Annotated in this window: 12 protein-coding genes and 1 tRNA gene; 4 read left to right on the plus strand and 9 right to left on the minus strand. The window is 41.3% G+C overall.

All coding sequences use genetic code 11. The features are described 5' to 3' along the window. Positions 1–17: 17 nt before the first annotated feature. The 6 genes from vex2 to cshA form a co-directional block, all read right to left on the minus strand. Positions 18–665, minus strand: coding sequence for an ABC transporter ATP-binding subunit Vex2 (vex2, locus tag HMPREF1048_RS09095; protein ID WP_000173744.1), 648 nt, complete (start codon positions 663–665; stop codon positions 18–20). A gap of 118 nt (positions 666–783) precedes the next feature. After that, positions 784–2,061, minus strand: a complete 1,278-nt coding sequence (locus tag HMPREF1048_RS09100) for an ABC transporter permease (protein WP_001068281.1) — start codon at positions 2,059–2,061, stop codon at positions 784–786. Between the two features lie 140 nt (positions 2,062–2,201). Next, a tRNA-Leu gene (locus HMPREF1048_RS09105) sits at positions 2,202–2,287 on the minus strand. A gap of 80 nt (positions 2,288–2,367) precedes the next feature. Beyond that, positions 2,368–2,943, minus strand: coding sequence for a cysteine hydrolase family protein (locus HMPREF1048_RS09110; protein ID WP_000158733.1), 576 nt, complete (start codon positions 2,941–2,943; stop codon positions 2,368–2,370). Continuing rightward, the gene (codY, locus tag HMPREF1048_RS09115; protein WP_000940738.1) at positions 2,943–3,731 is read right to left on the minus strand and encodes a GTP-sensing pleiotropic transcriptional regulator CodY; all 789 of its coding nucleotides are present in this window, start codon (positions 3,729–3,731) and stop codon (positions 2,943–2,945) included. Before codY ends, HMPREF1048_RS09110 begins: the two co-directional genes overlap by 1 nt. Positions 3,732–4,009: 278 nt before the next feature. After that, the gene (gene cshA / locus HMPREF1048_RS09120) at positions 4,010–5,584 is read right to left on the minus strand and encodes a degradosome RNA helicase CshA (RefSeq protein WP_000671117.1); all 1,575 of its coding nucleotides are present in this window, start codon (positions 5,582–5,584) and stop codon (positions 4,010–4,012) included. Between the two features lie 329 nt (positions 5,585–5,913). Here cshA and HMPREF1048_RS09125 point away from each other — a divergent pair, with 329 nt between their 5' ends. The 4 genes from HMPREF1048_RS09125 (at position 5,914) to HMPREF1048_RS09140 (ending at position 10,664) form a co-directional block, all read left to right on the plus strand. Then, complete coding sequence (locus HMPREF1048_RS09125) at positions 5,914–7,230, plus strand: FAD-containing oxidoreductase (RefSeq protein ID WP_000958933.1); 1,317 nt, start codon at positions 5,914–5,916, stop codon at positions 7,228–7,230. 98 nt (positions 7,231–7,328) lie between these two features. Next, positions 7,329–8,672, plus strand: a complete 1,344-nt coding sequence (gene murT, locus HMPREF1048_RS09130) for a lipid II isoglutaminyl synthase subunit MurT (protein ID WP_001050248.1) — start codon at positions 7,329–7,331, stop codon at positions 8,670–8,672. Continuing rightward, entirely contained in the window at positions 8,672–9,454 is a 783-nt protein-coding gene (gatD, locus tag HMPREF1048_RS09135) for a lipid II isoglutaminyl synthase subunit GatD (protein ID WP_000263165.1), read from the plus strand. The genes murT and gatD overlap by 1 nt, the downstream gene beginning before the upstream one ends. Positions 9,455–9,581: 127 nt before the next feature. Beyond that, positions 9,582–10,664, plus strand: coding sequence for a M24 family metallopeptidase (locus HMPREF1048_RS09140; RefSeq protein WP_000040938.1), 1,083 nt, complete (start codon positions 9,582–9,584; stop codon positions 10,662–10,664). A 291-nt stretch (positions 10,665–10,955) separates the two neighbouring features. On the opposite strand, the gene HMPREF1048_RS09150 is transcribed toward HMPREF1048_RS09140, so the two are convergent. Genes HMPREF1048_RS09150 through truA form a run of 3 tightly spaced genes read right to left on the minus strand, consistent with a single transcriptional unit; the run spans position 10,956 to position 12,907 of the window. Continuing rightward, the gene (locus HMPREF1048_RS09150) at positions 10,956–11,417 is read right to left on the minus strand and encodes an ECF transporter S component (protein WP_000814999.1); all 462 of its coding nucleotides are present in this window, start codon (positions 11,415–11,417) and stop codon (positions 10,956–10,958) included. Continuing rightward, positions 11,395–12,168, minus strand: a complete 774-nt coding sequence (locus HMPREF1048_RS09155) for a bifunctional hydroxymethylpyrimidine kinase/phosphomethylpyrimidine kinase (protein ID WP_000794758.1) — start codon at positions 12,166–12,168, stop codon at positions 11,395–11,397. Before HMPREF1048_RS09155 ends, HMPREF1048_RS09150 begins: the two co-directional genes overlap by 23 nt. Further along, positions 12,158–12,907: a tRNA pseudouridine(38-40) synthase TruA gene (gene truA, locus HMPREF1048_RS09160; RefSeq protein WP_000199193.1), complete on the minus strand. Its 750-nt coding sequence runs from the start codon at positions 12,905–12,907 to the stop codon at positions 12,158–12,160. The genes HMPREF1048_RS09155 and truA overlap by 11 nt, the downstream gene beginning before the upstream one ends. Positions 12,908–13,007: the final 100 nt, after the last annotated feature.

Consider the following 13,007-nt stretch of genomic DNA (forward strand, 5'->3'; position numbering starts at 1 on the left):
AACAGAAAAAGCTCATATTATTTCGTCGTATTGCGAGTTTCAGTCAGTTTCTTGTCCTTCAACTCAAGTGTAATATCTGACGCTTGTGCCACTTCTTTGCTGTGGGTAACGACGATTACACATTTACCTGTTTTCTGGGCAAGTGATTTGAGCAGTTCGACAATATCTCCAGCAGTTTTAGGGTCCAGATTTCCCGTTGGCTCATCAGCTAGAATAACTGGAGCTTCTGAGACCAAACTACGAGCAATGGCAACACGTTGCTGTTGACCACCTGATAACTGGAGAACATTCCGCTTGATCTGACTTTCATCTAAACCAAGCTCAAGCAGTGTATCCTTGCTTGCCTTTTTGTTGACCAAGCGGATATTTTCCAGTGGAGAAAGATAATCTATCAAATTATAATTTTGAAAGACCAGGGAAATATGGTGCATGCGATGGTAAGAATAGCCCTTCTTACGAATGTCTTCTCCTTGGAAAAGTATGGAACCTTCAACAGGACTATCTAGACCAGCAAGTAGGGACAAGAGAGTGGATTTTCCTGCTCCTGACTCACCAATAATACTATAAAATTTCCCGGGTTCAAAATGATAATTGATCTGATATAGGACTGCTTCAGCAGTGTTCTTATAACGGTAGGTAACATCTTGTAATTGTAATAAAGTCATGATTTCTCCTTCTTATACTCAATGAAAATCAAAGATTAAACTAGGAAGCTAGCCACAGGCTGTACTTGAGTACGGCAAGGCGAAGCTGACATGGTTTAAATTTGATTTTCGAAGAGTATTAACTAATAGATGATAAAATTTCTTTAGGTGATTTTCTAAATAAGAATAGGAAACAAAGAGCTACAGATAAGCAACTAAGCAGAACTAGAAAAACATAGGATTCTGCAAAAGATAAGATGCTGGTTGATAAACTGCTTGTTTTGGCTAGTGTATCTTGTAAGCTTGCCTGATCTCCACTTGCTAGTAGGGTTTGGAGCAGATAGGATGTAATAGCATTTCCTGCAACAAATGCTGGAAGCAAAGCACCGAGAGATACCAAAACTACCTCTAAACAGAACTGTAGGAAGATTGAGCTCTTTCCTTTTCCAAGTGCAAGTAAAATTCCCACCTCGTAGACACGTTCTCTCAACCAGAGAGACAAGACCAGAATTAAGGCTCCTGCTCCTGCTATCAACATTCCATAAAGGAAAATGGTCAGAAAGGTTTGGAAGGTTGCAACTGAGTCTTTGATTTGTTCAAAAGCCTTGTTTTCCTTCTCGACTTGATAGCCTTGATTTTCCAAGGACAAGTTTTCCACCTGCTTCATAAGTCCGTCCATTTCCTTCGGATTTTCTACATAGAAGCGCGCTGCACTAACTTGATGTTCACTATTTCCCAAAAGGGTTTGGCTACTTTCATAGTCTGTAAAGACTTGGTTTTCACTGAAGTCGGAAGACAAGCCTGTAAATTTCTCTTGTTTTTTACCAGAAAAAATGCCGACAATTTCAAACTCAACTGTTTGTCCTTTGCCAGATTCTGACTGTCCAGCTTCTAAGCCAATCTTGTCATGAAGGGAAAGAGCATTCTTCTTAGCCAACTCTTCGTGGATGAGAATTTTCTTTGAATCCCCTTTTTGAAGGTGTCGACCTTCTTTTAAGTTAAAAGCTGAGCTGGTGAAGGTCACATCCTTAGATGAATCTTCAAGTGCCGTTAAGCTAACCAAATTCTTGTCCGCAGCTGACAAATCATCACGCTCCACGCTCTGCTCTCCACTGACTGCTTCCTTGTCTTTTAATTTTGCGACCGTCTCGAGTTCAGGAGAAACAGTTTCCAGTCCCTTAATCTTGCTGACAGATGCTAGGTCTGACAACCTGAAGGTCTGACCATTTTCTATCTTCTTAATAGAAAAAGATGTGTTGAGTGATTTGTAAAGATTGGTTTCCACTGTTTTGTTGGACTTCATCAGAGTCAAACAGGCTGAAACTCCTGCTAATAGAACCAATAAAATCAGAAATAAAATAAAACTTCTCAGTCGTTTTCTGCTTACATAAGCCCAAGCTCTTTGGATTGGATTCATTTGTCACCTCCATATTTGTAAGACTATTATAAAATCCAAATATGAAATGTTTATGAAATACGAAAAAAGAGCCAAAATTTTTTGCTCTACATAAAGTTAGATAAAAACAAAAGAGCTAGCCTAAGCTAACTCTTATCCTATGCGGAGAGAGGGACTTGAACCCTCACGACCTAAAGCGGTCACAGGATCCTTAGTCCTGCGCGTCTGCCAATTCCGCCATCCCCGCGTCGATTACTTTACTAGTATATCAACTTTTAGGATGCTTGTCAACACTTTTTTCAAAAATTTTTCATTTCATCAACCAAATTACTCTGAAATTTCATTTAGATTTTCATCTACCAACTTAGCTCCAAGTGTATTTTTGAAATGACCTAGGGCAAATTGATGATTTTCAGGCCAGATGGAAGCAACAGCTGGTTTAACAATCTCGATATCATATCCTAGATTATAGGCATCTATAGCTGTGTGCAGAACACAGATATCCGTCAAGACACCTGTTAAGATAACGGTAGACACTCTCCGCTCTCTCAAACGGATATCCAGGTCAGTCCCTGAAAAAGCTGAGTAATGGCGTTTATCCATCCAAAAGACACGACTGTCTGAACCATGCTCTTGATAAAAGGTCCCCAAATCTCCGTATAAATTCCGTCCACTAGTCCCAATCAAATTATGAGGAGGAAATAGTTTACTTTCTGGATGAAAACAATCGTTTTCTTCGTGAGCATCAATGGTAAAGAAGATGTAATCTCCTCGTTCAAAAGCTAATCGAGTTACCTTGCTGATGGAATCCGAAATCGCCTGAGCTGGAGCACCTGCTGTCAATTTACCACTGTCGGCAACAAAATCTTCTGTATAATCAATCGAAATCAAAGCTTTAGTCATTAGTAATCTCTTTTCTTCACTTCTTCAAAAATATCTGAAATCAAGACCTTAAGATAGGTTCCCTTCATTCCAAGTGAGCGACTTTCAATAATTCCCGCAGACTCAAGTTTACGAAGAGCATTGACAATCACAGAACGGGTAATACCAATACGGTCTGCAATCACAGACGCAGTCAACTGCCCTTCATTTCCGTTTAACTCCCCTAAAATTGCTGAAACAGCACGGAGTTCGGAGTAAGACAGAGTATTAACCGCCATGGTAACAGCAGTACGGCGACGGATATTTTTCTCATCTTCTTCACGCTGGAAGTTGAGGAGTTGAATCCCAACAACGGTACTCGCAATCTCAACAAGAATCAAGTCCTCGTCTTCAAATTTTTTATCATTGCGCCAAATAATCAAAGAACCAAGTCGAATCCCTGATACATGAATCGGTGCAATGGTTGTCAAGCCATCTGGAAAGTCGGCACGACTTTCCACAGGGAAAATACTTAAATCATGATCAACTGTCAGATTGGCTTCTGTATCGTAGATCATGTTCGCACCTTGAATGTAGTCATCTGGGAAAATCTTAGTTTGAAAGAATTGCTCTACACGATCTGTATTGGTTTTGTAACGCATGAAATAACCAAGGAGACGTCCCTTGCTATTGACGATACAGGCGTTACAGTCAATAATATCTGCCAATTGACGGGTAATCGCATTGTATGGAAGTTCTTCCTGTAACTGCTCCTCTGAGCGCTTCAGGATAGAAGTAATTTTTCTAGTTTTTTCTAATAAATGTGCCATTTTTCACCTCGAATTTAATCGCTATCATTATAACATAAAAAGCTTGAATTTTCAATTATTATCTGAAAATTGCTTATTTAATTGCAATTTAGACTAGCTGAAATATTTTAGAAAAATATATTTTTATCATTGACAAACTAATTTATTTTTGATATTATATTATCATAAGAATATGGGTGGATAATACCTTTCCATTTCACCTATCCTTTGCTATCACCATCTTCTTTCACCCTTGGTCTCCTTATATAAAAAAGCGATTCATTTTGAACCGCTTTTTCTTATTTATCGCCCTTGTTACGAATAACAAAGCCTGTTTGCTTTTCGCTTGAAGTATTGCGTGGTTTTTTATTATCCTTACGGTAACGTTTTTCCTTATCAAAACGATCATTGCCACGACTTCCTTTTTTGAAATCATCACGACGACCACCACGACGGTTGTCTCCTCGGCGATTATCACGACGGTCATCTCCACGACGACCTCCCTTACCTTTACCACCGAAGCCATTACCTGATGGTTTAAATGGCAGTGGTTTTTCACGTGCAATCTCCACTTCAGGAAGACTATCTGGGTCTTGAACAGTCAGACTCAAGATATACATTGCCAATTCTTCTGGAGTAAATTCGGCAGCTAGCTTACGAGCATCCTTACCAAATTTCTCAAAGTTGGCACGGATAGTCTCATCTGCAAAATCACGTTCGATTTTCTTGAGGGCTACGTGTTTTTTTGCTTGGAAGGCTTCTTCTGCACTTGCAGGTTTGAGACCTTTCATACGTTTCTTGGTCAAGTTTTCAATGATTTGAAGATAGCCCATTTCATTTGGTGATACGAAAGTAATAGACTGACCTGACTTACCAGCACGACCTGTACGACCGATACGGTGAACGTAACTTTCAGGATCTTGTGGAATATCGTAGTTATAGACATGGGTCACACCTGAAATATCCAAGCCACGCGCTGCAACGTCCGTCGCAACTAGAACATCAAGATTGCCATTTTTAAAGTCACGAAGGACACGAAGACGTTTGTTTTGGTCCAAATCACCATGAATTCCTTCTGCACGGAAGCCACGGATTTTCAAACCACGAATCAATTCATCTACACGGCGTTTTGTACGACCAAATACGATAGCAAGCTCAGGCTGTTCCACATCCATAAGACGAGTCATGGTATCAAATTTTTCTTGTTCTTTAACACGAATATAGTACTGGTCAACCAATTCTGTTGTCAATTCCTTAGCAGCAATCTTCACATGCTCAGGTTCTTTCATAAACTGAACACCGATACGTTTGATGGCATCTGGCATAGTTGCTGAGAAAAGCAAAGTTTGACGGTTTTCAGGGACACGAGAAATGATAGCTTCGATATCTTCAAGGAAGCCCATGTTGAGCATTTCATCCGCTTCGTCAAGGATAAGAGTTTCAATATCTTGTAATTTCAAGGCCTTACGTTTAATCAAGTCCAAGAGGCGACCTGGAGTTCCCACCACGATATGGGCACCAGATTTAAGAGCCTTAATTTGCTTTTCAATGCTTGATCCGCCATATACTGAACGGACTTTGACTCCCTTACTACGACCAAAGCGGAAGAGTTCTTCTTGACTTTGGACAGCGAGTTCACGAGTTGGAGCGATAACCAAGGCTTGGATGGTCGCCTCTTCTGTACGGATTTTTTCAAGGGTAGGCAAGCCAAAGGCTGCAGTTTTTCCTGTACCAGTCTGAGCTTGACCGATAACATCCTTGCCTTCGAGAGCCAAGGGAATAGTTTGTTCTTGGATCGGACTAGCTTCTACAAAACCAGCTTTTTCAATCTCTGCTAGCAAATCAGCAGACAAGTTTAATTCATTAAATTTCACGTTATTCTTCTTTCTAAAGGTGGTGCGAAGCCACCCTATAGGGCTTAGTTTATACTTTTCTTTTTATGACGTATTTTCATATACTGGATATAAAATCGTGTTGCTTCTTTTCCACAAAAGAAAAGTACTGTTTTCTTTGCAACCTATCTAGTATAACACAAGAGAGAAGCAAAAGATAGCCCAATCCGTCGATAATATCATGTAAACGATTTTTCTGAGAAAGTAAGGCTATAATTTCCACTATTTCATAAACTTTTTTAAAGCGTAGCAGAATTGTGCAAAAGTTTTTTTCTTGTGCTAGAATGAAATTCGAATAGGAGGAACTCTAAATGTTAACTTATGATTTAATCGTTATCGGATTTGGTAAAGCTGGTAAAACACTAGCAGGTAAATTGGCTTCAGCTGGTAAAAAAGTTGCCCTCGTTGAACGTAGCAAAGCTATGTACGGTGGAACTTGTATCAACATCGGTTGTATCCCAACTAAAACTTTGCTAGTTGCTGCTGAGAAAGACTTGTCTTTTGAAGAAGTGATTGCTACCAAAAACACTATCACTGGTCGCCTCAACGGTAAAAACTATGCGACTGTTGCTGGTACTGGCGTCGATATCTTTGATGCGGAAGCTCACTTCCTTTCAAATAAAGTCATCGAAATCCAAGCTGGTGATGAAAAGAAAGAACTGACTGCTGAAACCATCGTCATCAACACTGGTGCTGTTTCAAACGTCTTGCCAATCCCTGGACTTGCTACAAGCAAAAACGTCTTTGACTCAACAGGTATCCAAAACTTGGACAAATTGCCTGAAAACCTTGGAGTCCTTGGTGGTGGAAATATCGGTCTTGAATTTGCTGGTCTTTACAACAAACTTGGAAGCAAGGTTACAGTCCTAGATGCCTTGGATACATTCCTACCTCGTGCAGAACCTTCCATCGCAGCTCTTGCTAAACAATACATGGAAGAAGATGGTATTGAACTGCTTCAAAATATCCGTACTACTGAAATCAAAAATGACGGTGACCAAGTCCTTGTCGTAACTGAAAACGAAACTTACCGTTTCGATGCCCTTCTCTACGCAACTGGACGTAAACCAAACGTAGAACCACTTCAACTTGAAAATACAGATATTGAACTAACTGAACGTGGCGCTATTAAAGTAGACAAACATTGTCAAACAAACGTTCCTGGTGTCTTTGCAGTTGGAGATGTCAACGGTGGCCTTCAATTTACCTACATTTCACTTGATGACTTCCGTGTTGTTTACAGCTACCTTGCTGGAGATGGCAGCTACACTCTTGAAGACCGTCTCAATGTACCAAACACCATGTTTATCACACCTGCACTTTCACAAGTTGGTTTGACTGAAAGCCAAGCAGCTGATTTGAAACTTCCATACGCCGTTAAGGAAATTCCTGTTGCAGCAATGCCTCGTGGTCACGTAAATGGAGACCTTCGTGGAGCTTTCAAAGCTGTGGTTAATACTGAAACAAAAGAAATTCTTGGAGCAAGCATCTTCTCAGAAGGTTCTCAAGAAATCATCAACATCATCACTGTTGCTATGGACAACAAGATTCCTTACACTTACTTCACAAAACAAATCTTCACTCACCCAACCTTGGCTGAGAACTTGAATGACTTGTTTGCGATTTAAGTTGAGATTTAGTCGTATCGAACAGCCCTCTTGGGGCTGTTTTTACTTCTGCGAAACACCAAATCTGTCTTTTCCCTCTTTTGTGATATAATAGAAACATGAACTTAAAAACTACTTTGGGCCTTCTTGCTGGGCGTTCTTCCCACTTCGTTTTAAGCCGTCTTGGACGTGGAAGTACGCTTCCAGGAAAAGTCGCCCTTCAATTTGATAAAGATATTTTACAAAACCTAGCTAAGAACTACGAGATTGTCGTGGTCACTGGAACCAACGGAAAAACCTTGACAACTGCTCTCACTGTCGGCATTTTAAAAGAGGTTTATGGTCAAGTTCTGACCAACCCAAGCGGCGCCAACATGATTACAGGAATTGCGACAACCTTCTTAACAGCCAAATCTTCAAAAACTGGGAAAAATATTGCCGTTCTAGAAATCGATGAAGCCAGCCTATCTCGTATCTGTGACTATATCCAGCCAAGCTTATTTGTTATCACGAATATCTTCCGTGACCAGATGGACCGCTATGGTGAGATTTACACAACTTACAAGATGATTTTGGATGCTATTCGTAAGGTACCTACTGCCACTGTTCTTCTTAATGGAGACAGTCCACTTTTCTACAAGCCAGCTATTCCAAATCCTGTACAATATTTTGGTTTTGACTTGGAAAAAGGCCCAGCCCAGCTGGCTCACTATAATACAGAAGGAATTCTCTGTCCTGACTGCCAAGGTATCCTCAAATACGAGCACAATACCTATGCAAACTTGGGTGCCTATATCTGTGAAGGTTGTGGATGTAAACGTCCTGATTTAGACTATCGCTTGACAGACTTGGTTGAGTTGACCAACAATCGCTCTCGCTTTGTCATTGACGGACAAGAATATGGTATTCAAATCGGTGGTCTCTACAATATCTACAACGCCTTAGCTGCAGTTGCCATCGCCAGTTTCCTTGGTGCAGATTCACAACTAATCAAGCAAGGATTTGATAAGAGCCGTGCTGTCTTTGGACGCCAAGAAACCTTCCATATCGGTGACAAGGAATGTACCCTCGTCTTGATTAAAAATCCAGTCGGTGCAACTCAAGCTATCGAAATGATTAAACTAGCACCTTATCCATTTAGCCTATCTGTCCTCCTTAACGCTAACTATGCAGACGGCATTGACACCAGCTGGATCTGGGATGCTGATTTTGAACAAATCACTGACATGGACATTCCCGAAATCAACGCTGGCGGTGTTCGCCATTCTGAAATTGCTCGTCGTCTCCGAGTGACAGGCTATCCAGCTGATAAAATCACTGAAACAAGTAGTCTGGAACAAGTTCTTATGACCATTGAGAACCAAGACTGCAAGCATGCTTATATTCTGGCTACCTATACTGCTATGCTGGAGTTCCGCGAACTGCTGGCTAGTCGTCAGATTGTTAGAAAGGAGATGAACTAATGGTTTATACTTCACTTTCCTCAAAAGCTGGCAATTACCCCTATCAGCTCAACATTGCCCACCTCTACGGTAACCTCATGAATACCTATGGGGACAATGGAAACATCCTCATGCTCAAGTATGTGGCTGAAAAGCTAGGAGCCCATGTGACGGTTGACATCGTTTCTCTCCATGATGACTTTGATGAAAATCACTACGACATTGCCTTTTTCGGTGGCGGTCAAGACTTTGAACAAAGTATTATTGCAGACGACCTACCTTCTAAAAAAGAGAGCATTGACAACTACATCCAAAACGACGGTGTGGTTCTCGCTATCTGTGGTGGTTTCCAACTATTGGGTCAATATTATGTTGAAGCTTCAGGCAAACACATCGAAGGGCTAGGGGTTATGGGCCACTACACACTCAACCAGACCAATAACCGTTTTATCGGTGACATCAAGATTCACAATGAAGATTTCAATGAAACCTACTATGGATTTGAGAATCATCAGGGCCGTACCTTCCTCTCTGACGACCAAAAACCACTGGGACAGGTTGTCTATGGAAATGGAAACAACGAAGAAAAGGTCGGCGAAGGGGTTCATTATAAGAATGTCTTTGGTTCTTACTTCCACGGGCCTATCCTCTCTCGCAATGCCAATCTTGCTTATCGCCTAGTCACTACTGCCCTCAAGAAGAAATATGGTCAGGACATTCAACTCCCTGCTTATGAGGACATCCTCAGCCAAGAAATCGCTGAAGAATACAGCGACGTCAAAAGCAAGGCTGACTTTTCTTAAACCAAGGAAAACTCTATCAAAGAACTCCGCCATCATGTCGGAGTTCTTTTTGTCTTTTCTTTTACCCTTCTCTCTTGCATTTTCTCTCTTTTTTTGCCAAAATAGAGGGGTAGAAAGAAGGTAGCATATGTCTAAATTACAACAAATCGTAACATATCTTGAATCAGAAAAACTAGACGTCGCTGTCGTATCTGACCCCGTCACAATCAATTACCTCACTGGCTTTTACAGTGATCCCCATGAACGCCAGATGTTCCTTTTTGTCCTAGCGGATCAGGAACCCCTCCTCTTTGTCCCAGCCCTTGAAGTGGAGCGTGCTACTAGCACTGTTTCCTTCCCAGTTGTGGGCTATGTGGATTCTGAAAATCCATGGCAAAAAATGAAACATGCTCTTCCACAACTTGACTTCAAACGTGTCGCTGTTGAGTTTGACAATCTCATCTTGACAAAATATCATGGTTTAAAAACCGTTTTTGAAACTGCTGAGTTTGAAAATCTCACACCTCATATCCAACGCATGCGCCTCATCAAATCAGCTGACGAAGTGCAAAAAATGATGGTTGCAGGTCTCTATGCGGACAAGGCTGTTAAAGTGGGGTTTGACAATATTTCTCTTGATAAGACTGAGACAGATATCATCGCCCAAATCGACTTTGCCATGAAACGTGAAGGCTATGAAATGAGTTTTGATACCATGGTCTTGACTGGTGATAATGCTGCAAATCCACACGGTATTCCAGCAGCTAATAAGGTTGAAAATGATGCTCTTCTCCTCTTTGACCTCGGTGTTCTGGTCAACGGCTATGCTTCAGATATGACTCGTACAGTCGCTGTTGGTAAACCAGACCAATTCAAGAAAGATATTTATAACTTGACTCTTGAAGCCCAACAAGCTGCTCTTGACTTTATCAAACCAGGTGTGACTGCCCATGAAGTGGACCGCGCTGCCCGTGAGGTCATCGAAAAAGCTGGTTACGGTGAATACTTCAACCACCGTCTCGGTCACGGTATCGGTATGGATGTCCATGAATTCCCATCTATCATGGAAGGAAACGACATGGTCATCGAAGAAGGCATGTGCTTCTCTGTTGAACCAGGTATCTATATCCCTGGTAAAGTTGGTGTCCGTATTGAAGACTGCGGTGTTGTTACCAAGGATGGCTTTGACCTCTTTACAAGTACCAGCAAAGACTTGCTTTATTTTGATTAATATTCATCTAATACTCAATGAAAATCAAAGTGCAAACTAGGAAGCTAGCCGCAGGTTGCTCAAAACACTGTTTTGAGGTTGCATATAAGACTGATGAAGTCAGCTCAAAACACTGTTTTGAGGTTGTGGATAGAACTGACGAAGTCAGTAACCATATCTATGGCAAGGCGACGTTGACGCGGTTTGAAGAGATTTTCGAAGAGTATAAAATCTTCCCACAATAAAACGCATAGTATTGAACACCTGATACTATGCGTTTTTCTTATTTGAAAGACTTTTGACTCAGCCTCTTTACTTAATCTTCTTGATACTTTGACTAAGGATAAATCCTACAATCATCCCTACCATATTTTGCATGAAATTTGGTAGGATTTCTGGTAGAGCTGCTGCCCAGCCATTCATCAAAGTTGAACCCAAGGCGTAGCCCCCTACCATGGCAATCGTTGCTAAGATAAGCCCTAACCACTGAGTTTTTCCTTTAAATCCTGCGAAAAATCCCTGCAAGCCATGGTTGATCAAGCTAAAGAACATCCACTGAGGATAGCCTGATAAGAGGTCAATCAAGAAACCTGCTAATCCTCCGACTACCGCTCCTTCACGACTACCAAAGTAGAAGGCCGCAAAGAAGACACCCGCATCTAAAAGAGTTAAAATGCCTGTCGGTGTCGGAATTTTTAAGAAATAGCCTAGAACCACAGAGAGGGTGGTTAATAGGGATACAAGGGCGATTTTAGTTGTTTTGGTTTGCTTCATATTGTCTTACTCCATACTGATCTGCTTGTGCAATGGCACGGTAAACGAAAGCCTTAGAGCTTTCTACTGCTGGTAAAAGTTCATCACCTTTGACTAGGTGACTGGCAATGCTAGAGGCAAAGGTACAACCTGCACCAGCATTTTGCCCTTGAATGACGGGATTTTCTAGGACTGTAAAGGTTTGTCCGTCATAAAAGACATCCATAGCCTTGTCCTGACTAAGGCGATTGCCTCCCTTGATAATGACTGCTGGCGCTCCTAAGTCATGCAATTTCTGTGCTGCAGTTTTCATATCTTCAAGGGTTTTAATCTCTTGATCTGCTAGTAATTCTGCTTCAGGAAGATTAGGCGTAATTACACTAACATGAGGGAAAAAGCGAATCAACTCTTGGCAGAGTTCACTAACTGCTACGTCGTGCGTTTCCTTGCATACCAAGACAGGATCCAGAACCACAGGCACTCCTGGGCGTTTCTTGATAAAGTCCAATGCCTTCTCAGCCACACTGACAGTTGGTAAAAGACCAATCTTAATCCCTGCAAATTCCACATCACGCAAGCTATCTAATTCATGTTGAAAAATGGTATCGTCAGTTGGAAAGACTTCAAATCCTTTTTCTGTCAAGGCTGTCAAACAAGTCACTGCTACAAAGCCATGCAAGCCGTTCAAGGTATAAGTAGCCAAATCAGCTGACAAACCACCACCACTAAAAATATCATTTCCAGAAAGTGCTAAAATACGATTATTCTTCATAACGAATCTCCTTTAAATATAAACCATTTGGTGCTGCAGTGGGACCTGCAAGTTGCCTGTCCTTTTTCTCCAAAATCAAGTCAATCTGCTCTACTGGCATTCGATTATTTCCGATTTTGAGCAGTGTCCCCACCATATTACGAATCTGCTTATACAAGAAACCATTTCCTGAAAAGGTAAAGGTCAAAAATTGGCCTGTCTCATCAACCCTAAGACTAGCTTCTGTAATAGTACGAACCTTATCTTCTACACTAGTCCCAGAGGCTGTAAAGCCAGTGAAATCATGGGTTCCTTCTAGCTTTTTGATTGCAATCTGCATGCGTTCCACATCGAGTGGGTAGGGAAAGTGAGTGGCATAGTGACGGCGCATAGGGTCCTTGGGACGTCCTCTATCCACAATAAACTCATAGGTCTTGCTATGCTTGGCATAACGACAATGAAAATCATCTGACACAAGCTCAATTGAAATCACATCAATATCTTCAGAGGACTGGGTGTCAAGAGCAAAGCGAAGTTTCTCCTCATTCATTTGATAAGGCAGGTCAAAATGAATCACCTGTCCCAGGGCATGAACCCCACTATCTGTCCTACCAGCACCGTGAACAGTAATACCTTGCCCCTTATTTAACCTGGTCAAGGTTTTTTCAATTTCTTCCTGAACACTACGCGCATGAGGCTGGCGCTGAAAACCAGCAAAGGCGTAACCATCATAGGAAATAGTTGCTTTATATCTCGTCATAACTTCTATTTTATCAAGAAATTAATCTGTAGACAAGGTTCTAAAACAAATACTGTCTGGGTACAAAATTCACAAAAAGAAAAACTTAGGAAACCAATCC

Origin of the sequence: Streptococcus mitis SK575, from assembly GCF_000257865.1 — a bacterium.
Classification (GTDB): Bacteria; Bacillota; Bacilli; order Lactobacillales; family Streptococcaceae; genus Streptococcus; species Streptococcus mitis_CQ.